Source organism: Pseudomonas sp. R3-41 (assembly GCF_054161485.1).
In genome coordinates this window covers 3,152,985-3,173,752 of record NZ_CP096421.1, presented here as the reverse complement: position 1 = coordinate 3,173,752, position 20,768 = coordinate 3,152,985, and the positions used below count along the sequence as shown (strand labels likewise).

General features: G+C 61.3%; 16 protein-coding genes. 14 read left to right on the top strand and 2 right to left on the bottom strand.

What is annotated here, in order from left to right; all coding sequences use genetic code 11:
• Positions 1-136: 136 nt before the first annotated feature.
• Entirely contained in the window at positions 137-490 is a 354-nt protein-coding gene (locus tag M1D99_RS14205) for a hypothetical protein (protein WP_434576022.1), read from the top strand.
• Between the two features lie 206 nt (positions 491-696).
• Here M1D99_RS14205 and M1D99_RS14200 read toward each other — a convergent pair whose 3' ends face one another.
• Positions 697-2,850 carry a WG repeat-containing protein gene (locus M1D99_RS14200; protein WP_434576020.1) on the bottom strand — a complete coding sequence of 718 codons (2,154 nt, stop codon included), beginning with the start codon at positions 2,848-2,850 and terminating at the stop codon, positions 697-699.
• 233 nt (positions 2,851-3,083) lie between these two features.
• Between M1D99_RS14200 and M1D99_RS14195 the strand changes: the two genes are divergently transcribed.
• The 13 genes from M1D99_RS14195 to M1D99_RS14135 all read left to right on the top strand — a co-directional run bounded on the left by M1D99_RS14195 (position 3,084) and on the right by M1D99_RS14135 (position 19,114).
• Positions 3,084-4,115, top strand: a complete 1,032-nt coding sequence (locus M1D99_RS14195) for a LacI family DNA-binding transcriptional regulator (RefSeq protein ID WP_458132060.1) — start codon at positions 3,084-3,086, stop codon at positions 4,113-4,115.
• Between the two features lie 86 nt (positions 4,116-4,201).
• Entirely contained in the window at positions 4,202-4,984 is a 783-nt protein-coding gene (locus tag M1D99_RS14190) for a sugar phosphate isomerase/epimerase family protein (protein WP_434576017.1), read from the top strand.
• Positions 4,977-5,957 carry a sugar kinase gene (locus M1D99_RS14185; RefSeq protein WP_434576015.1) on the top strand — a complete coding sequence of 327 codons (981 nt, stop codon included), beginning with the start codon at positions 4,977-4,979 and terminating at the stop codon, positions 5,955-5,957. Before M1D99_RS14190 ends, M1D99_RS14185 begins: the two co-directional genes overlap by 8 nt.
• Positions 5,958-6,042: 85 nt before the next feature.
• Positions 6,043-7,341, top strand: coding sequence for an MFS transporter (locus M1D99_RS14180; protein WP_434576014.1), 1,299 nt, complete (start codon positions 6,043-6,045; stop codon positions 7,339-7,341).
• Between the two features lie 15 nt (positions 7,342-7,356).
• Positions 7,357-8,334, top strand: coding sequence for an NAD(P)-dependent oxidoreductase (locus tag M1D99_RS14175; protein WP_186728545.1), 978 nt, complete (start codon positions 7,357-7,359; stop codon positions 8,332-8,334).
• 569 nt (positions 8,335-8,903) lie between these two features.
• Entirely contained in the window at positions 8,904-10,076 is a 1,173-nt protein-coding gene (locus tag M1D99_RS14170; protein WP_458132059.1) for a YcaO-like family protein, read from the top strand.
• 33 nt (positions 10,077-10,109) lie between these two features.
• Positions 10,110-11,825 carry an ATP-binding cassette domain-containing protein gene (locus M1D99_RS14165; RefSeq protein WP_458132058.1) on the top strand — a complete coding sequence of 572 codons (1,716 nt, stop codon included), beginning with the start codon at positions 10,110-10,112 and terminating at the stop codon, positions 11,823-11,825.
• Positions 11,826-12,270: 445 nt separating this feature from the next.
• Positions 12,271-13,230, top strand: a complete 960-nt coding sequence (locus tag M1D99_RS14160) for an AAA family ATPase (RefSeq protein ID WP_039589986.1) — start codon at positions 12,271-12,273, stop codon at positions 13,228-13,230.
• Between the two features lie 9 nt (positions 13,231-13,239).
• Entirely contained in the window at positions 13,240-14,184 is a 945-nt protein-coding gene (locus M1D99_RS14155; protein WP_434576009.1) for a DUF58 domain-containing protein, read from the top strand.
• The gene (locus tag M1D99_RS14150) at positions 14,181-14,675 is read left to right on the top strand and encodes a DUF4381 domain-containing protein (RefSeq protein ID WP_186704893.1); all 495 of its coding nucleotides are present in this window, start codon (positions 14,181-14,183) and stop codon (positions 14,673-14,675) included. Before M1D99_RS14155 ends, M1D99_RS14150 begins: the two co-directional genes overlap by 4 nt.
• Positions 14,668-15,747 carry a vWA domain-containing protein gene (locus M1D99_RS14145; RefSeq protein WP_434576007.1) on the top strand — a complete coding sequence of 360 codons (1,080 nt, stop codon included), beginning with the start codon at positions 14,668-14,670 and terminating at the stop codon, positions 15,745-15,747. The genes M1D99_RS14150 and M1D99_RS14145 overlap by 8 nt, the downstream gene beginning before the upstream one ends.
• On the top strand, positions 15,744-17,480 hold the full coding sequence (locus M1D99_RS14140; protein WP_434576005.1) for a VWA domain-containing protein: 1,737 nt from the start codon (positions 15,744-15,746) through the stop codon (positions 17,478-17,480). The genes M1D99_RS14145 and M1D99_RS14140 overlap by 4 nt, the downstream gene beginning before the upstream one ends.
• On the top strand, positions 17,477-19,114 hold the full coding sequence (locus M1D99_RS14135) for a BatD family protein (RefSeq protein WP_434576004.1): 1,638 nt from the start codon (positions 17,477-17,479) through the stop codon (positions 19,112-19,114). The genes M1D99_RS14140 and M1D99_RS14135 overlap by 4 nt, the downstream gene beginning before the upstream one ends.
• A 34-nt stretch (positions 19,115-19,148) precedes the next feature.
• On the opposite strand, the gene M1D99_RS14130 is transcribed toward M1D99_RS14135, so the two are convergent.
• Positions 19,149-20,732 carry an ABC-F family ATP-binding cassette domain-containing protein gene (locus M1D99_RS14130; protein WP_434576002.1) on the bottom strand — a complete coding sequence of 528 codons (1,584 nt, stop codon included), beginning with the start codon at positions 20,730-20,732 and terminating at the stop codon, positions 19,149-19,151.
• Positions 20,733-20,768: the final 36 nt, after the last annotated feature.

Sequence of the window (20,768 nt, the reverse complement as noted above, 5' to 3'; positions counted from 1 at the left end):
GCCGGTGCGCACCGAACAACCCTAGCAGGCTGGGGACCAAACGGCACCCCGAGGCGGTAAACCAGCAGAAAATCCTTCAGGCTGGCAAAATCCACTTTTTGCACCCCGTCGGTGCACTCGATCCTGGAGCATCACCATGCAAATGACCACCGCCCTTCTGATCGCCAACCCGTGCGACGACGAAGAAGACAACATGGCCATGCTCTGCTGCCACAGCGCCCAGGGCGAAATGTTCCTGATGACGCGCTACCCCGACGAAGACGAACTGGAAATCGCCTTGGATGGAGAGCCTTCGACCCTGGACGGCGTCAGGGTCACGCTCAGCCCGACCCGCCTGCTGATTGAGATTGCCCCGGCGGATGCCGATGCGTTGAATGGCGACGATGTGCTGGAGATCATCCACGGCACCGGTGCGGCGGACCTGGCGGAAGTGGAACTGACGTTGCAGAACATCCTCAAGGGGACGGGGACCTATATAAGCCAGCTCTGAGATCCGGACACGAACACGCTCCTGTGGCATCAGCCACCCCTGATCCAAAGGCACCCCGTGGCGAGGGAGCTTGCTCCCGCTGGGTTGCGCAGCAACCCCAAAACCAGGCGCTGCGATGTGATGGGCAAGCTACATAGGCCGCCTTGCGACTGCTGCGCAGTCGAGCGGGAGCAAGCTCCCTCGCCACAGGTTCAGTGCACCAGCGGTTATTCGTCTTTCTTCACGAGATTGCCATCGGCGTCATAGACCAGATACTCGTCATCGTTCTTCGGGTCCCTCACATAGTAACGGGCCTCATTGCCGTTATCCGGCACCTTCATGCTGGTGTAGGACCCCAGCGCCTTGATCACCTTGTTGTCCTGGCTGATCAAGACCAGCGAGGTCCCCCCACCCGCCCGGATGGCCGCTGCATAACGGGTCTGGAACGCGTTGATCTGCTGGTAATCCAGTGGCACTTGCAAGCGGCCCGCCATGTCGATGGCACCGTAGCTGTCATCGCGCCCGACCACCGCCATGCCGTTGGAAAACGGCGTCACTTCGTCATAAGGCAACTTGATCGGTAGCCGCGCGCCCTGGCGATCGATAAAGGCGAACTTCCTGCTTTTGGTGTCCTGCACCAACAGCGGCTGCTGCCCCACAAACCGGCCTATCACGTTGTAACCTGGGAGGTTGATCCGTTTGCCTTCCAGGTCGAAAACATCCTCACGACTCCGATCGGCCGAGCTGGCGTAGAGCAGACCCGCGCTGTGCTCGAGGCCCGAGAATTGCGTCGGCAGGATCTCCTTGCCGTCCAGGGTATAAGCGCCGTACAGGCCTTCCATGAGATCAGTTCGCTTGCCGAGACGGGCGATGAACAGGTTATCGGTCACGGTGGGGTTGACGAATTTCATCGGCAACACAAACCGATGATGCCTGGCATCGTAGAGCCCATAAGGGCCGTTGGTTTCACGCTCCACCAACAGCAGGCCATTGCTCAGCGCCTCGGTGATGTGTTCGAACGGCAGGTCGACGAGCTTGTTGCTACCGGCGGGGAAATAGGCGAGCTGGCTGCGCAACGCCTGCCACTCCGATTCCGGGTCGCTGGACTTCTCCGGGTAAAACAACGTGTAGGTATCGGCCACCGGGCTGTCTTGCACCTGCACCCAACGGGGTTTGATCAACCATTGGCCGGCCTGGTCGATGAAGCCATAGCGCTCGGCCTTGCGGTCCTGGGCGATGTACCGTGCTTGGGCTGCCAGGACGTTGTCGACCTGGGTGAACTCAACGCGGTTGTCTTCCATCGGATCGAGTACATGGATGACGATGCGTTGCGGGGTGGCCTCGAATCGGTAGTCGACCTCGGTGTTCTGCAACGGCCCCGCCTGAGCGACCAGCGCCTCGGTCACGCGCTCCAGTTGCTGTTGCACCGCTTGGCCGGTCTTGAGCTGCTCGAGGTCGTCCTTGGTCTGCAGCAGCGCGTTGTAATAGTCCTGCAATGCCGCGATATCGCCCTCGGAGGGGAACGCCCGGGAGCTGTTCCCGTTGCTGTAGAGCGCCCTGCCTCCATCGTCCAGCCCTTGCACCACGAAGGTCGACAATTTCAGCGTACTCAAGCGCACGGAAGCGCTGCCATCACCCAGGGCCGTGAGCTGGAAGGACTGGCCGTCGTCCAGGGTCACCTTCGGCTGGTCCTTGTCCAGCACCACTTTCCTGAACGCCGGATAGCTGCGGTAAGCGACTGTCAAGCCGAGACTCGCCAGCGGTTTGTTCACCGCAAGTGCGAAGGCGTCATGGGATGCGATCATGTCGTCGGACTCGACCTTGGGCGGCGCCTTGAGCTCGGCGAAAGTTTTTTCGCTGCCATCGCGAAAAACCAAGCGCTGCGGCAAATACTGCTCGGCCGTCGGCTCATCCGGCATGGCGGCGCGCTTCCAAAGAGGATCGAGGCGACTGGTATCGAGCCGCACTTCGGAACCGTCGGCGAACAGTTTCTGAGCAAAACGCAGGTCCTGGATCGACGCCAATTCAGCTTTCAGTTGCGCGCTGGTGAACGGGACGAACAGCGGCTCGTATTGCAACGGCTGTTCGCCGGCAGGCTCGGTCGTCTCGACAGTCAGGCTCAATTGCACGTCGCTGACCCGCTCCAGGGACCTGAGGGTTTCACCGGTGTCCTGGATCAAATAATTGAGGCGTTTCTCCACCTCCGGCAGTGCCAACGTGCCGATGTCTTCCATGCCCCCTTCGTTCAATTGCTCGGCGGCGAAGCCTTCATCGGCTGGCGCGCCGCTGTGGCGAAACAGGATGTAGGACGTAAAGCCCACCACCAACAAGGTCACACTCAGTATCAACAGCAATCTCAAACGAGGCTGGGTAAAGGTCATGGTGGGTTCGGTCGTCAAAGGGCTGGGGAAGGCAGGCAGCTAACCACACGGCCTGGCGTGCTGCAAATCGGCCGGGTGGCCCGGCGCTGATGAATCGGCGTCACCGTGCGACTGATGTGAAACAGCCGCCGGTCGTGCCTCTGACATTTCGCTCTTGACGACTGATTGGGTTCTGGTGTTTCCTGAAACCGGTTTCAGAGCCACTAATAAATCCAATAAGCAGGTTTCAATCCGTGAATTCTTTCTCCGCCGCCCAGCGCAGCCGCGTGACCATGCTCGACGTTGCCGAACGCGCCGGGGTCTCCAAGGCCAGCGTCTCGCGTTTCATTGGCGAAGACCGTGCCCTGCTCTCCGAAGCCATCGCCCGGCGCATCGAGCAGGCCATCAACGAACTGGGCTACCGGCCGAACCAGATGGCCCGCGGCCTCAAGCGCGGGCGCACACGCCTGATCGGCATGCTGGTGGCCGATATCCGCAACCCTTATTCGATTGCCGTGATGCATGGCGTGGAAACCGCCTGCCGTCGCCATGGCTACAGCCTGGTGGTGTGCAACACCGACCGCGATGACGAGCAGGAACGCCAGCACCTGGCGCTGCTGCGCGCCTACAACATCGAAGGGTTGATCGTGAACACCCTGGGGCATCACCGCGACGAGCTGTTCGAGTTGCGCAGCGAAATGCCGCTGGTGCTGGTAGATCGCAAGGTCGATCGGCTCGACAGCGACCTGGTCGGGCTGGACAACCCGGCGGCCATCGAAATGGCCCTCGATCACCTCGAACAACGGGGCTACCGCGATCTGTTGCTGGTAACCGAGCCGTTCGACGGCACCAGCTCGCGGATCGAGCGGGTCGAGAGTTTCAAGGCCGGCCTCCAACGGCGCCCTGCCCTGGCCGGCACCGTGGTGGAAACCTCCGATCAGTTGACCACGCGCATCAAGACCTTTCTTGCGCAGCCGGGCCCAGGCCCAGGCCCCAAGGCATTGTTCTGCGCCAATGGCATTGCCGCCCTGGCCGCCACGACGGTGTTGCGCGAGTTGGGTTGTCACTTGTTCGACGATGTGGGCCTGCTCGCCCTCGATGACCTGGATTGGTACCCGTTGGTAGGCAGCGGCATCACGGCCCTGGCCCAACCGACCGCGGAGATCGGCGCCAGCGCGTTCGAATGCCTGCTCAAGCGCTTGCGGGGTGACAACGGGCCGGTGCGGACCCTGGATTTTGCGGCGCGGTTGATTGAGCGTGGGTCGACGCTTGGGAATGGTCGGTGATGGTGAGGGCCTGCTCGCGATGAGGCCCTAAAGCAAACCACCTTTTTTTGCACAAAACTGAAACCGGTTTCAGAGGTACAACAACAATGCACACCCCACCCGTCTCCATCAGTCTTTCCAGCTACGGCGCCGACCTGGTGCGCCAGCATGGCCAAGGCAGCTTCATCGATCTGCTGGCCGCCGCCGGTGCTTCGCGCATCGAATGGCGCGAAGAATTGCTCACCACCGAACACCCTGCGGAACTGGCCGTCGCTGCCCGGGCCCGGGGCCTGCACAGTATCTTCTCGTCGCCTCTGGAGCTGTGGCTCGCCGGCCAGCCCATGCCCAACCCTGCCCTGGCACTCGCCCTGCAACGCGCCGAGGCGTTCGGTTCGACCTGGCTGAAAGTCTCCCTCGGTCACTTCACCGACTCCAATGACCTGTCGGCATTGGCCCAGGTGCTCTCCGCAAGCCCGGTGCAGTTATTGGTGGAAAACGACCAGACCTTGCAAGGCGGGCGGATCGAACCGTTGCAACGGTTCTTCACCGCCGTCGAATACCAAGGGTTGCCCGTTGCCATGACCTTCGACATCGGCAACTGGCAATGGCAGGACCAATCGGCCGCCGTGGCCGCCCGACAACTCGGACGGTATGTGGCCTATGTGCATTGCAAGGCCGTGGCCCGGCGCGCCGACGGCAAACTCGTCGCCGCGCCTCCGGCCATGACCGATCTGCATCTGTGGGAACAACTGCTCAAGCACATGCCTGCCGGCGTCATGCGCGCCGCCGAGTATCCGTTGCAAGGCGATGACTTGCTGCAATTGACCACCCGCCATGTCGCCACCCTGTCCCGTCTCGGGCAATCGCGCCGGGAGCCTGTCCATGTCTGAATTCGATGTGTTGTCGTTCGGCGAAACCATGGCGATGCTGGTGGCGGATCAGCGCGGTGACTTGGCCAGTGTCGACCAGTTTCATAAGCGTATCGCCGGGGCCGACAGCAACGTGGCCATCGGGCTGTCGCGACTGGGCTTCAAGGTCGCGTGGCTAAGCCGGGTCGGCGCCGATTCCCTGGGACGCTTCGTGACGCAGACGCTGGAGAACGAAGGCTTGGATTGTCGCCATGTGGCGGTCGACCCGGAGCACCCCACCGGCTTCCAGTTCAAATCCCTTACGGTTGATGGCAGCGACCCGCAAGTCGAGTATTTCCGGCGCAGTTCGGCGGCCAGTCATCTGTCCATCGACTCCATCGCCCCGGCGTTGCTTGACGCCCGCCACTTGCACGCCACTGGCATCGTCCCGGCGCTGTCGGACAAGGCCCGCGAGATGTCATTTGAGCTGATGACCCGTATGCGCGAGGCCGGCCGCAGCCTGTCGTTCGACCCCAACCTGAGGCCAAGCCTGTGGCGCAGCGAGTCGATGATGATCACTGAAATCAATCGCCTCGCCGCCCTCGCCCACTGGGTCTTGCCGGGACTCGGCGAAGGCCGGCTGCTGACGGGTTTCGACGATCCGGCTGACATCGCCGCGTTCTACCTGGACCAAGGCGCCGAAATCGTCGTGATCAAGCTCGGCGCGGACGGCGCTTATTACCGCACGCCGCTGGACGAAGGCGTCATTGCCGGCGTGCCGGTAACCCAGGTGATCGACACCGTGGGCGCCGGGGATGGCTTCGCCGTCGGCTTGATCAGCGCATTGCTCGAAGGCCAGGCCATCACCGCGGCCGTGCAGCGCGCCAACTGGATTGGCAGCCGCGCGGTGCAGAGCCGCGGGGACATGGAGGGGTTGCCGACGCGCCTTGAGCTATTGGCTGAATTTGAAACCGCCCATCGCGAGCAAGCTCGCTCCCACATGGGTTCGGGTTAGTCCCTGTAGGAGCGAGCTTGCTCGCGATAAAGCCACCACAAACGCACCTGCTGCAACAAAAACAACAAGCTCAGGAGTCAATGACATGCAAACGCTCAACCTCGCCACCCGCCGCTGGTGGTACATCATGCCCATCGTGTTCATCACCTACAGCCTGGCCTACCTCGACCGGGCCAACTATGGCTTCGCCGCCGCCTCGGGCATGGCCGAGGACCTCATGATCACCCCAGGACTATCGTCGCTGCTGGGCGCACTGTTTTTCCTTGGCTACTTTTTCTTCCAGATACCCGGGGCGATCTACGCGCAAAAGCACAGCGTGAAGAAGCTGATCTTCGTCAGCCTGATCCTCTGGGGGTCACTGGCCACCCTGACGGGCATGGTCTCCAACGCCTACTGGCTGATCGTCATCCGCTTCATGCTTGGGGTGGTCGAGGCCGCAGTAATGCCGGCGATGCTGGTGTACCTGTGTCACTGGTTCACTCGGGCCGAACGGTCGCGCGCCAATACCTTCCTGATCCTTGGCAACCCGGTGACCATGCTGTGGATGTCCGTGGTCTCGGGTTACCTGGTGCAGCAATTCGACTGGCGTTGGATGTTCATCATCGAAGGTTTGCCGGCGGTGCTCTGGGCCTTTGTCTGGTGGCGCCTGGCCGATGATCGCCCGGCCCAGGCCAAGTGGCTCAACGACCAGGAAAAACACGACCTGGAAAGTGCCTTGGCGGCCGAACAGGTCGGCATCAAAGCAGTGAAGAACTACGCCGAGGCCTTCCGCTCGCCCAAGGTGATCATCCTGGCGTTGCAATTTTTCTGCTGGAGCATCGGCGTCTATGGGTTTGTGCTGTGGTTGCCGTCGATCCTCAAGGCCGGCCTGCAGATGAACATGGTCGAGGCCGGCTGGCTGTCGTCCTTGCCGTACCTGGCGGCGGTGATCGGCATGCTGGTGGTGTCCTGGGCGTCGGACAAGGCGCAGAAGCGCAAGCGTTTCGTCTGGCCGCCGCTGCTGATCGCCTCCATCGCGTTCTACGCCTCCTACCTGCTGGGGGCCGAGCACTTCTGGTGGTCCTATGGCTTGCTGGTGATTGCCGGCGCTTGCATGTATGCGCCGTACGGGCCGTTCTTCGCCATCGTTCCGGAAATCCTCCCGGCCAATGTCGCCGGCGGTGCCATGGCCTTGATCAACAGCATGGGCGCGCTGGGCTCGTTCGGCGGCTCGTACCTGGTGGGCTACCTCAACGGCACCACTGGCTCCCCCGGCATGTCCTTCCTGCTGATGAGCGGTGCGTTGCTGCTGTCGGTGGTCCTGACCCTCGCCCTCAAGCCTGGCGCCAGCGACCGGACCGTCTCCCACCCCGCGACGCCCAACCCGGCGCCCGCCCGTTCCTGAATCGAGACCCATCCCATGAAAAAGCACGTGGTGTTGTACAAAAAACTGTCAGCGCAACTGATGGAACGCCTGCAAGCCCAGGCCCAAGTCACGCTCATCGAACGCCTCGACGCCCAGGGCCTGACACAACTGCGCGACGCCCTGCCCAGCGCCCACGGCCTGCTGGGCGCGAGCCTCAAGCTCGACGCGGCGCTGCTGGACCTGGCGCCGAACCTGCAAGCCATCGCCAGCGTCTCGGTGGGGGTCGACAACTACGACATCGATTACCTGACCGAACGCCGGATCCTGCTCAGCAATACCCCGGACGTGTTGACCGAGACCACCGCAGACACCGGTTTCGCGCTGATCCTGGCGACCGCCCGGCGCGTGGTGGAGCTGGCCAATCAGGTCCGCGCAGGCAGGTGGCAACAGAGCATCGGCCCCCAGCATTTCGGCACCGACGTCCATGGCAAGACCCTGGGCATCATCGGCATGGGGCGCATCGGCGAAGCCTTGGCCCAGCGCGGGCACTTCGGCTTCGGTATGCCGGTGCTCTACCACAGCCATTCGCCCAAGCCTGCGGTCGAGCAACGGTTCGGCGCACGTTATTGCAGTCTCGAAACGCTGTTGCAGCAGGCGGATTTCATCTGCCTGACCTTGCCGCTGACAGCCGAGACCCACGGGCTGATCGGCGCCCAAGCGTTCGCGCAGATGCGTCCCGAGAGCATCTTCATCAATATTTCCCGGGGCAAGGTGGTGGATGAAGCGGCGTTGATCGAAGCCCTGCGCAACCAGCAGATCCGTGGCGCGGGGCTGGATGTGTTCGAGCGCGAACCCTTGAATGCCGATTCGCCGCTGTTGCAGATGGACAACGTGGTCGCGACGCCGCACATGGGCTCGGCCACCCATGAGACCCGGGAGGCAATGGCACGCTGTGCGGTGGACAACCTGTTGGCGGCGTTGGCGGGGGAGCGGCCGGTGAATCTGGTGAATGCGGGGGCGTGGGTAGGCTGACATGTTGCCGCCTTCGAATAGGCCATCGCGAGCAGGGTCGCGATGGCAACTGTGTTCATTTAGAGGTGCAGGCAACACAACCTCTTTCCGGGCGCACCCGCCTTAAAACACCGCTGCCAGATTACCCTTTTGATCCTTTCTTAAAATAATATAAACACCCCAAACGGCGAGAACAGTAGAGAAAAACCACACTTTCAACAAAGCAGCTACATTCCTACGCCTCCCTCCTACTAAACGGCAAGAACGAACCTACGTCAGCCTCGGAAGTCGCGCAATAGCCTTCACCCAACCCCAATGTTATTAATTAATCACTTGCGAACACACGCAAGTTGGGCGCTCGCGTCGCGACGCTCATTAACTACATTGGAGTAAATCGACATGGGCAGAAAACGCTCTGAAATAAATAACACCTTTTTTGGCCTGCCACAGGCATTAGGGCTTTCTGAGGATCTCCTCGCAACGGAAGCCGATTTTTTTGCGTCGCTGACTAACTAAATCAGTGACCGATTAAATATCGGCGAACAGATGCCGAAAGGATCTCCTTTCGGCATCCTTTAAAGGAGACCCACATGTCAGAACGAGAACTATCACCCACCGAAGCGCTATTCAATATAATGTCCACGCTCCATGCACTGGGCCTCAGTGCCGTAACACGGTACACGACACCATCCAAGCTAGTGGCGACTGCCGAACTGTTTGATGGCAACGATAATCTCGTTGAATCGGGGGCTGGCAAGGGGCCTGACTCACTAATAGGCGCGCTGGCAGAAAGCATTGAACACTTCAGCACGTTTCAGCCTCTTGCTGATGCTCCCATACGATACCGCTCCGATAAGATAGCTACTCAAAAAGCAGTTACAGACGATGGAATCTTTACCAGCCTGCCTCACACCGAAAGATTAATCGAATGTTTCAGACTTACCTCGCTCAACAATAATGAAGAGCTATTCGCGCCGTGCGTCCTTCTATGCCCTGAAACGACACAAAACATCCACGAAGATTCGAATTCCGCACTGCGCTTTCTATCTCGCTACTCATCAAATTCAGGAATTGCTTTTGGTTGCACAGAGAACGAAGCACTGTTACATGGTGCCCACGAAACAATCGAGAGGCATATCCTGTCTCTTCTCTACATGACTGTCTGCGGCCTCGGTCCGGCAATGAAACTATACACACCTTCTGCCGCGCTGCTCCAAACAGCGCTGAGGAGCCACCCCGCCGCCTTGGCGTCAGTGAACAAACTGCAAGTGATCATCATCAAGGACGTACTGTCAGTTTATTTTGCAGTGGCATTTCCCAAGGCGGGCCCTGGAGGTCACCATCTTTCACCCATCGGTTCCGGATGCTCGCTTGAAATCCATACCGCCATTCAGAGGGCAGTTACTGAACAGTTCCAGTCCGAGGAATTATATGATGCCACTGAAGAATCCATAGATAGAGAAACCTTTGACCTACTATCTAAATCAAGGCATCTGAAACACCTGATTGACTTCGCACCACTCATAAGAGCGACACTTCCCACAATTGACTCCCCTGCACATATCGACTCCCCGACAGTCTCCGAACAATTAGAAAAACTGCAAAAAAACCTATCAAGCAAAAGAATGAAAATATTCCACCGAACGGTGGCTCGCTTTTCAGGCAACAGCATCGTCACTCAAATCTACATCCCAGGACTTGAGCGCTTCAATATCATTAGAAACGGTCGCCTGGTGGTGCCTCAGTACGTATTACGCGGTTGAACTATCGAACACAAAGCAACCAGGAGCGAGTGCATGCACAGCATTAGGACAATGATAAAAAACGCCTATAAAGAACACACCAAACTTCTGATGATAACTATAATCACCATCATCGCACTTAAACTGATTACACTTGCCCCTCCGCTATTACTCGGAACCATCATCGACACGCTGCAAGGCAATGTAAATCCAGCATCCAGCACCCTGCTCGCACTGACGGCAGGCCTGATTGCCGCGGGATGCATTCATGCCGCCATCACTCCTCTGCAAATCCACGCGCTGTCTAAGTTGGTACAAAACATTATCATGAACGCTTCCATTGGGTGGATCACAGAACTCATCGGCAAAGAGTTTTCGTCATTCAACTCCTGGAGAATCGGCCATTTCATCAAATCGGTCGAGCGCGGAATTACTGCGCACGAACAACTACTCACTTTCATTGTGACCATTGCACTTCCCGTACTTTTGGAATTCATAGTTGTTGGAACTGCTTTTATTTACATTGGAGGCGGTGAAATTTTTTTGAGCATGACTGCGTTCGGAATTATCTATCTGGCTGCCACCCATAAAATCATCAGATGGCGGAGAAAGCACATCGACGCAGTCAATGAACAGGAAGATGAATTAAGCGCTCACCTCTACAACACCCTCAACGCGGGAAAAATCATAAAACTGGAAAGTGCCGTACCTACTGCCCTGCACCCGTTGAACGCGGCGTTCGGACGTTATGCCAACGCCGCAGTGACTACGGCATCATCTGGCGGCCTGCTGAGCACCGCCAAGATACTGTTCGTAAGTCTTTCCACTGGGGGATTGCTCTACTGGGGCGTCGTGGACCAGCTTTCGGGCCAGCCCAGTATCAGTGTCGGGCAGCTGGTTGCCATTTTTTCAATCGCGGGGAGCTACCTGCTCAGTATTTCAACCTTGACTGAAGGGTATCGTGTTCTCGATCAGTTTCTTGCAGACCAGCGTCAATTTCAGGGTCTGCTATCGCTTCCGGATTTCGATCGCAGCAATCGGCTGGCCTGGGTTGATTTCCAGCGGTCCTCAGTTCTGGAACTCGGCCCCTGCGAAGTGACGGGAACGGGACCGCTTCGCCTGTCGATCAAGCGCTCCCTGGCATTTGCCCAAGGGCAGTCAGTGGCTGTTACGGGCCCTAGCGGCGCAGGCAAAACCACTTTTCTGGAAGTCCTCGCCGGGCTTGATGCATCAATGCGTGACCAACTGAGTATCGACTCGGTACCGGTCTCACTTTTGACCGGTCAAGCTCACTTGGGCGCCTTGAGATACTGCCCCCAACAACCACGGTTCCTGGAAGGCTCTTTTGAACAATCGGTTCTGTTCGGAAGCAGCGCATCGCCCATTTTATCCAGAGCCATACGACAACTGGAACTGGATGAGATCGTGGCTACACGGCAGGTCAGCGAAAATGCATCGAATATCTCCGGAGGCGAAGCCAAACGCCTATCGCTACTGCGCCTGATCAACAAGCCTGGAAAATTCAATATGTTCGACGAGCCAAGCGCATCCATCGAACCCAGGTTGACCACGCCCCTTTGGGACCTGTTATTCGAGGTTTTTGCCGGGCAGGGATTGATATGTGTCACCCACGACGTTGATCACCTGCATCGGTTTGACCGGGTCATTGTGATGCATGCTGGGGCAATCGTGGAGGATGGTCCGTGGCGGGAGCTGGTCGACAGACCAGCAATCAAGCTGCTGGTGGATGAGATTCGGATGCAAAACTAGCGAAGATTGGAGTTGTATGTGCCGCCGTCATCGCGAGCAAGCTCGGCTCCCACAGTTGTTTTGGAGTGGCCTCAGGATTCGCATATGCCGCAGATCTCCTATGGGAGCGAGCCTGCTCGCGATGGCAGTCTGCCTGGGACGACGATGCTGGATGTGCCGCCATCATCGCGAGCAAGCTCGGCTCCCACACTGATCTCGGGTGTACACCACAGATCCCTGTGGGAGCGGGCTTGCTCGCGAAAGCGGTGTGTCAGTCGACGAAAATGTTGTCTGACACTGCGTCTTCGCGAGCAAGCCCGCTCCCACAACGACTCCAAACCGATCACAAATCCGCACACCAGACAAAATCCCGTTAGTCGCCACCCCCTGCCATGCATTAAAGTAACGCCCCCAGCCCCGGCGTTATCCGAACGCCTGGGGCCACCCTTTCCAGGAACAGTCATCGATGGAACATCGTGAAGCGCTGCTGGCGCTGCGAACCTTTCTTTCAACGCAGATTCTCGGCCAGGAAAAACTCATCGAGCGCCTGCTCATCGCCCTGCTCGCCGACGGTCATATGCTGGTGGAAGGTGCGCCCGGGCTGGCCAAGACCAAGGCCATCAAAGAGCTGGCCGAGGGCATCGAAGCGCAGTTCCATCGCATTCAGTTCACCCCTGACCTGCTGCCTGCCGACATCACCGGCACCGAAATCTACCGGCCGGAAACCGGCAGTTTCGTGTTCCAGCAAGGGCCGATCTTCCATAACCTGGTGCTGGCGGATGAAATCAACCGCGCCCCGGCCAAGGTCCAGTCGGCCCTGCTCGAAGCCATGGCCGAGCGTCAGGTCAGTGTCGGGCGCAGCACGTATGAGCTGTCGCCGCTGTTCCTGGTGATGGCCACGCAGAACCCGATCGAGCAGGAAGGCACCTACCCGCTGCCCGAAGCCCAGCTCGACCGGTTCCTGATGCACGTCAAGATCGGTTTTCCCGATGCCGCCGTGGAACGCCGCATTCTCCAGCAGGCCCGGGGTGAAGCGCTGAACGGCGAGACCAAGCCCGAACGTCGCGTGAGCCAGCAGGCGATCTTCTCCGCACGCAAGGAAATCCTCGGCTTGTACATGGCCGACGCCGTGGAGGAATACCTGGTGCAACTGATCATGGCCACCCGCAACCCCGCCAAGTTCGACCCGGAGATGGCCGAGTGGATCGCCTACGGCGCCAGCCCGCGGGGCTCCATCGCCCTCGACCGCTGCGCCCGCGCCCATGCCTGGCTGGCCGGACGCGACTTTGTCAGCCCGGAAGATATCCAGGCCGTGCTGTTCGACGTGCTGCGCCATCGCATCATCCTGTCGTTCGAAGCCGAGGCCGCCGGCATCGACCAGGACCGGGTCGTGCAGCGGATTCTCGACGTCGTCGCTGTCGCTTGAGCATGCGTCATGAATAACCCCCTGGCGCCCGCACCGGGCATCCGCGTCAGCCTTTCGGAGCTGATCGAGATGCGCCATCGCGTGCGCGAGGTGCAATTGTTCTCGACACCAGGCCAACGCAGCCCGCTGATCGGCCTGCATCACTCCAAGCTGCGTGGACGCGGGGTGGATTTCGACCAGGTGCGGGTCTACCAGGCCGGCGACGACGTGCGCACCATTGACTGGCGCGTCACCGCCCGGACCCAGGAGCCCCACACCAAGCTGTTCCACGAAGAACGCGAGCGGCCGATCTTCATCATGATCGAGCAAAGCCACCGGCTGTTCTTCGGCTCGGGGTTGATGTTCAAGTCGGTGCTCGCCGCCCAGGCCGCCAGCCTGATCGGCTGGGCCGCGCTGGGGCACAACGACCGGGTCGGCGGCCTGGTGTTCGGCAACAACACCCATTACGAGGTCAAGCCACGGCGCAGCAAACAGAGCCTTCTGCAATTGCTCAACCGGCTGGTGCGGGTCAACCAATCGCTGCACACCGAGGGCGAGCCGGATCGCGACTCGTTCGGCATCGCCCTGCGTCGAGCCCGGGAAGTGCTGCGGCCCGGCAGCCTGGTGATCGTGATTTGCGACGAGCGCGCCTTGTCCGACAGCGCCGAGCAGCAACTGAGCCTGCTGTCGCGCCATTGCGACCTGTTGCTGCTGCCGCTGTCGGACCCACTGGACCACGCCCTGCCCGCCGCCGGCTTGCTGCGCTTCGCCCAGCGCGATGCCCAACTGGAGCTCGACACCCTGAATGTCGAGTTGCGCCAGGCCTATCGCGCCCAGGCCGACGGTCGCCAGGAACGTTGGGAGCTGCTGGCGCAGAAGCTGCGAATCCTGATGATGCCCCTGAGCACCCAGGGTGACATGGTCGAGCAATTGCGCGAATACCTGAACCCCAAGCGGGCCGGGAAAAGCCGATGAGCAGTCTCGATCAACTGCAACCGTTGATGGCGCCACCGCCCATCGGCTTCTGGCCACCCGCGCCGGGCTGGTGGTTGCTGCTGGTGCTGTTGCCGCTGTTGGGTCTGGGGCTGTGGCATTTGCGCCGCTTCATTCCCGCCAAGCGCACCACGGACCGCAATGAGCAACCCCTGGACCCGGTGCGCGTGGCCGCCCTGGCCGAACTCGCCCGGCTGCCCAAACCCTACGACGGCGCGCCGGCCGGTGCCTGGCTGCAGCAGCTCAACGGGTTGCTCAAGCGCCTGTGTCGCAATCACTATCCCTACAGCCAGAGCCACACCCTCAACGGGCGCAAATGGCTGGCCTTCCTCGACAACCGTTGCCCGGCCGCCGGCCTGACGCGTTGGATGGTACTGGTGGAAGGCGCCTACAAGCCCGAATGCAAGCTCGACGACAAAGCCATCGCCGGCCTGACCCAGGCGGTGGAAATCTGGATTCGCAAACATGTTTGAATTCGCCTGGCCGTGGGTGTTCGCCCTGTTGCCACTGCCCTGGCTGATGCGCCTGGTGCTGCCGGCGGCCGACAGCGGCGAGCCGGCGCTCAAGGTCAGTTTCCTCGGTGACCTGGAAGGCCTGGTGGGCCGTCGGGCCCGGGCCAATCTGCCGACCTGGCGACAACAGGCACCCTTTATCCTGCTCTGGCTGCTGTTGCTGATCGCCGCCGCCCGGCCGCAGTGGTTGGGGGAACCGTTGCCCATTGCCGCCAGCGGTCGCGACCTGCTGGTGGCGGTGGACGTCTCGGGTTCCATGGACTTTCCCGACATGCAGTGGAAGGACGAAGAAGTCAGCCGCCTCACGCTGGTCCAGCACATGCTCGGGGATTTTCTCGAAGGCCGCGAAGGTGACCGGGTCGGCCTGATCCTGTTTGGCAGCCAGGCCTACTTGCAGGCGCCGCTGACCTTCGACCGTCGCACCGTGCGGCGTTGGCTCGACGAGGCGCGCATCGGTATCGCCGGCAAGAATACCGCGATTGGCGACGCCATCGGCCTGGCCCTCAAGCGCCTGCGCCAGCGTCCGGCCCACAGTCGCGTGTTGATCCTGGTCACCGACGGTGCCAACAACGGCGGCGAAATCGATCCATTGACTGCGGCGCAGCTGGCCGCCGACGAAGGCGTGAAAATCTACCCGATCGGCATCGGTGCCGACCCGGAACAAAGCGGCACGGCGGGCTTCCTCGGCGTCAACCCGAGCCTGGACCTCGACGAGCCGACCCTCAAGGACATTGCCCAGGTCACGGGCGGTCGTTATTTCCGCGCCCAGGATGGTGAGCAACTGCTGGCGATCAAGACCACCCTCGACCAGCTCGAACCGGTGACCCAGCAACCGACCCAAGCGCGCCCTGCCCTGGCGCTGTATCACTGGCCCCTGACCGTTGCGCTGTTGCTGAGCGTGCTGCTGGCGGCCCGGGTGCGCTGGCCGGACAATCCACTGCAGCGCCTGCTCAACCAGGCGCTGTTCAAACCGACCCAACACACCGAGTGGCGTCAACGGCTCAAGCGGCTGCGCTTGCGGAGGCGTCGATGATCGCCCTCTGGCCACACTGGCTGCGCCCTTGGTTCGTGTTGCTGCTGCCGTTGCTGGGCTGGTTGCTCTGGCAACTGTGGCATCGACAGAAGCGAGTGGGCCGCTGGCAGATGATCTTGCCCCCGGCCTTCCACGCCGTGCTGCTCAGCGGTGGCACGGGTCGGGAAAGCCGGCTGCCATGGATCGCCCTGGGACTGGGTTGGCTGTTGATCGTGCTGGCGTTGCTGGGGCCGAGCTGGGCGCGGGTCGAGCAGACCAGCCAGAAACCCGCCGATCCGCTGGTGGTGATACTGGAGCTGACCCCGGAAATGCTCGCCACCGACGTCCCGCCGACGCGCCTGGAACAGGCCCGGCGCAAGTTGCTGGACCTGCTGCAGAACCGCAGCGATGCCCAAACCGCGATCATTGTCTATGCCGGCAGCGCCCACACGCTGGTGCCGCTGTCCGACGACCTGGCCACCAGCGCCAACCTGCTCGAAGCCCTCGCGCCGTCGATCATGCCCCAAGGCGGTCATCGCGCCGACCTGGCGGTCCATAAGGCCATGGCCCTGTTGGACCAGGGTGAACTCGGCCACGGTCGGATCCTGCTGATCGGTTCGTCGTTGAACGAACAGGAACGTGAAGGCATCCGCCAAGTCCTGGACGGTTCCGCCACGCAATGGTTGATGCTGGGCATCGGCACCCGGGAAGGCGCACCGGTGGCCCAGGAAGATGGCAGTTACCTCAAGGATGCCCAGGGTTCGATCCTGGTGCCGCGCCTGGACAGCCCGGGCCTCAAGGCCTTCGCCAACGAACTGGATGGCCGCTACCGACCGGCGCGGCTTGACGACAGCGACCTGCGCGGCCTGGGCCTGCTGGACGGTCCTCGCCATCTGCGCAGTGACGGCCAGACGTTGCGCCTGGACACCTGGGCCGACCAGGGTTATTGGCTGCTCCTGCCATTATTGCTGCTGGCCGCCTGCGCCGGACGTCGCGGCTGGCTGTTCTGCCTGCCGCTGCTGTTCGTGTTGCCGCAAACCGGCCACGCCTTCGAATTCCAGGACCTGTGGTTGCGCGCCGATCAACAGGGCCAGCACTTGCTCAAGCAAAAGCGCCCCGCCGAAGCCGCCGCCCGCTTCGAGGACAGCCAATGGCAAGGCGTCGCCCTGTACGAAGCCGGTCAATACAGCGAAGCCGCCCGGCGCTTCGCCGAAGGCAACGACGCCCGTGCCCACTACAATCGTGGCAACGCCCTGGCCAAGAGCGGTGAGCTGGAGGCCGCACTGGATGCCTACGAACAAGCCTTGGAATTGCAACCCGACCTGCGCCCGGCCCAGACCAACAAGGCGCTGGTGCAGAGCCTGTTGAAGGAGCAGGCACCACCGGCGCCAGAGCCCAAGCCCGCGGAAAACGAGGAACCAGCCCCCTCCGAGCAAGCGTCGGATAGCACTTCGACGAGCCAGTCTTCCGAACCGGGACAGCCATCCACCGAGACCACCGCGACGCCGGACGAATCCCAGCCCCCACGGGCCGCACAGCCGCCCACCGCCCAGGATGTGCCGGGCAGCGAGCTGCCTGACGAACAGACCACCACGCCGCCGCTGCGTCCCGCCGGCGGCCAGCGCAATGAAGAAGAACAACGCCAGGCCATGGAACAATGGTTGCGCCAGATCCCGGATAACCCCGGCGAGCTGCTCAGGCGTAAATTCTGGTATGAACAGCAAAGCCATCAGGCCCAGGGAAAAACCCCATGACCCGCTTCACCGCCTACCTCCTCGTGTTGCTGCTCTGGGCCTCTGGAACCCAGGCTGCACAGCTGACGGCCAGTGTGGACCGCAGCCGCCTGAACTCCGGGGAAACGGTGGAACTGACCCTGGAATCCAATGACGCCACGTTGTTCGGCAAACCCGACCTGGGCCCGCTCCAGGCCTTGTTCGATGTGCGCGGCACCCGCCAGGTCAATCAGTTGACGACCCTCGACGGCGAGAACCGCGCCACCACCCGCTGGATCATCACCTTGCTGCCACGTCGAAGCGGCACCGTGGTCATTCCGCCGCTGCAACTGGGCGAAGTGAGCACCCAGCCGATCACCCTGCAAGTCATCGAAAGCGAAACCCGCAACGCCTCGGGAACCCTGGCGCCAGTGTTCATCGAGGCCAGCCTCGACCAGCGCGACGTGTATGTGCAGGCCCAAGCGATCCTGACCCTGCGCATCTACCATTCGGTGTCGCTGTATGACGACAGCAGCCTGACGCCGCTGCACATCCCCGATGCGCGCACCGAACAACTGGGTGAATCGCGCACCTACGAAAAAGTCATCAACGATGTACGCCACGGCGTCATCGAACTGCGTTATGGCATCTACCCGCAGCGCAGCGGCGAGCTGACGATTCCGGCCCAGACCTTCAGTGCCACCCTGGTCGAACCGGTGACCCAGGACGCCGCCCCTTCAGGCCCCAAGCCCGGCCAATTGATGCGGGTCAGCTCCGAGCAACTGCTGCTGAGCGTCAAACCCAAGCCGGCCAGCTACCCGGCCGACGTGCCCTGGCTGCCGGCACGCAGCCTGTCGTTGAGTGAAAGCTGGAGTCCGGAGCCGACCCACAGCCAGGTCGGCGATTCCCTGACCCGCAGCCTGACCCTGGAAGCCGAAGGCCTGGCCAGCGCCCAGTTGCCACCGTTGCCGGCCACCGAGATCAATGGCCTGCGGCGTTATCCAGACCAACCGGTCCTCAGCAGCCGCAGCAGTGAACGCGGGCTGGTGGGCAGCCGCGAGGACCGCGAGGCACTGGTGCCCAACCGCAGCGGCACCATCGAGCTGCCACCGGTGGAAGTGGTCTGGTGGAACACCCTGGAGGATCACCTGGACCGCACCAGCCTCCCGGCGCGGACCCTGCAAGTGGCGAACAATCCGAGCCTGATGGTGGATACGCCGGCCAGCACGACACAGATCGTGACCACGGTGGACAGTGAGACCCTGTGGTATTGGCAACTGAGCAGCCTGATCCTGGCCTGCACGACACTGCTCGGCTTCGGCTTGTGGTGGCGCGCCCGTTGGCAGCCGGCGATCCTGCGCTCGACCCAAGCCGGACCGAGCCCGCGCACCCTGCTGGACGACCTCAAGCGTGCCTGCCTGGCCAACGACTCCCACGCCACCCGCCAAGCCCTGGACGCCTGGGCCCGCCAACAGCCGGAAACCCTGGCCGACATGGCGGCGCGTTTCGTGCCGCTGTCCGACGCCCTGGACGGTCTCAACGGCGCGCTCTACAGCGAGACCGGCCAGCATTGGCAAGGCGAAGACTTGTGGCGGGCCATTCGTACCATTCCCACCGCAGACCGCTCCCAGGACCCACTGGGCGACAGTGAGTTGCCGCCGCTTTATCCGAAGTGATTTCAATAAGGTCAGACAATGAATCAAAACGCGTCTAGAGGTTGAGATCGAGCTCGGCATCCAGATGAATGGCCTGTAGAAAAGTACTGTCGTGAGAAACCACGATCAATGAACCTTGGTACTGGTTGAGCATTTGCTCAAGCGCGATTCGACTGGGCAAGTCCAGATGGTTGTCCGGTTCGTCCAGCAACAGCAGTTGTGGCGGCCACTGGGAATACAGCTGTGCCGCGAGGGCTATTTTCAAGCGCTCGCCACCACTCAATTGACAGGTTTTGAGCATCGCCCGATCCGCATCAATGCCCAACTGCGCCAACCGGGTTCGCGCCTCGGCTTCGGGCAACTGGGGATTGCTCTCGTGGAGCCATTGCACTGGCGTGCGGTCGGGATACTGCAATCCAGCATGTTGATCCAACCACCCGATAAGGCAACTGCGTATCAGCTCACCTTCCTGCGCCGGCAGTTGACCGGCGATGACCCGCAGCAGGGTAGATTTCCCGCTACCGTTGGCGCCCAGAACCGCCAGGCGCATAGGCCCCGTCAACGTCAGATTGACGGGCGCAACGGAACCGAACGGCAATACGATGTCATTGAGCTGCAATATCAGCTTGCCGTTGGGCACCGTGCTTTCCGGGGACAGCATCATGCGCTGAATCTCCGGCGCACACCGCGCACGAGCCTCGGCAATTCGTCGTTGCTGCTGCTCACGGGCTACCTGTTGATTGAGGCGCAATTTCCCCTGGCTGTTTTCGCTGCGCTCTTTCTGGGCGTTGGTAATCAGCTTGGTCTGATTACCGTCACGGGCTTGGCGATCGCCTCGGGCATTGCGCCGTTGCTGCCGCTCCATCTGCATGATTATCTCACGTTGCTCACGCTTGGCCTGCGCCCGCTCCCCTTGCAACGCCGACTGGAACGACTGCTGCTCCTGCTCGCGCGCCGCCGCATACTGACTGTAGCTGCCGCCATAAACCCCCACCCCCAACGGTGAAAGCTCGACAATTTCGTTCACGTGCTCCAGGAGTTCGCGGTCGTGGCTGATCAGCACCAGGCCGTTGGGCCAGCGATCGATCTGCTGCGCAAGCTTGTGTTGCTGATCCATATCCAGGTGGTTGCTGGGCTCATCCAGAATGAGCCAGTCAGCCCTGGATAACCACGCCCCCAGCAGCGCCACCCGTTGCCGTTCGCCGCCACTGAGTGCATCGGTGCATGCATGGGCATTCAGGTGACCCAGGCCGATCTGCTGCAGTTGCGCCTCAAGGCGTGCTGCGCAATCCCATTGGTCGACCACCAGCGAATGGTCGTCATCGTCGACGCTACCTTGAGCAATGCGATCCAGTGCCGCCAGAATGTGGTCGACCCCGGCCAGCGCGGCGACGCTGGGATAGCGCTCGGGTTCCAGTAATTGCGCCACGGCGTAAACCCGTCCTTCTCGACGGACGGTGCCGCTGGAGGGCCGTTGTTCCCCCGTCAGCAGCCGACCCAGCAACGACTTGCCACAGCCATTGGCTCCCACGATGCCTGTGGCTCTGGCGCTGAAGGCATGGTTCAAGTGATCGAACAGAACGCGCCCGTCGGGCAGATTGAACGACACTTGGTCAAGTTGGAGTAATCGTTGGGTCATGAAGCCTCCTTGGACAATCGGCCCGATGGGCCCTGA

Coding starts and splice junctions, on each gene's coding strand:
- M1D99_RS14205 (WP_434576022.1), top strand. CDS start 137: ATGCAAATGACCACCGCCCTTCTGATCGCCAACCCGTGCGACGACGAA.
- M1D99_RS14200 (WP_434576020.1), bottom strand. CDS start 2,850: ATGACCTTTACCCAGCCTCGTTTGAGATTGCTGTTGATACTGAGTGTG.
- M1D99_RS14190 (WP_434576017.1), top strand. CDS start 4,202: ATGCACACCCCACCCGTCTCCATCAGTCTTTCCAGCTACGGCGCCGAC.
- M1D99_RS14185 (WP_434576015.1), top strand. CDS start 4,977: ATGTCTGAATTCGATGTGTTGTCGTTCGGCGAAACCATGGCGATGCTG.
- M1D99_RS14180 (WP_434576014.1), top strand. CDS start 6,043: ATGCAAACGCTCAACCTCGCCACCCGCCGCTGGTGGTACATCATGCCC.
- M1D99_RS14175 (WP_186728545.1), top strand. CDS start 7,357: ATGAAAAAGCACGTGGTGTTGTACAAAAAACTGTCAGCGCAACTGATG.
- M1D99_RS14170 (WP_458132059.1), top strand. CDS start 8,904: ATGTCAGAACGAGAACTATCACCCACCGAAGCGCTATTCAATATAATG.
- M1D99_RS14165 (WP_458132058.1), top strand. CDS start 10,110: ATGCACAGCATTAGGACAATGATAAAAAACGCCTATAAAGAACACACC.
- M1D99_RS14160 (WP_039589986.1), top strand. CDS start 12,271: ATGGAACATCGTGAAGCGCTGCTGGCGCTGCGAACCTTTCTTTCAACG.
- M1D99_RS14155 (WP_434576009.1), top strand. CDS start 13,240: ATGAATAACCCCCTGGCGCCCGCACCGGGCATCCGCGTCAGCCTTTCG.
- M1D99_RS14150 (WP_186704893.1), top strand. CDS start 14,181: ATGAGCAGTCTCGATCAACTGCAACCGTTGATGGCGCCACCGCCCATC.
- M1D99_RS14145 (WP_434576007.1), top strand. CDS start 14,668: ATGTTTGAATTCGCCTGGCCGTGGGTGTTCGCCCTGTTGCCACTGCCC.
- M1D99_RS14140 (WP_434576005.1), top strand. CDS start 15,744: ATGATCGCCCTCTGGCCACACTGGCTGCGCCCTTGGTTCGTGTTGCTG.
- M1D99_RS14135 (WP_434576004.1), top strand. CDS start 17,477: ATGACCCGCTTCACCGCCTACCTCCTCGTGTTGCTGCTCTGGGCCTCT.
- M1D99_RS14130 (WP_434576002.1), bottom strand. CDS start 20,732: ATGACCCAACGATTACTCCAACTTGACCAAGTGTCGTTCAATCTGCCC.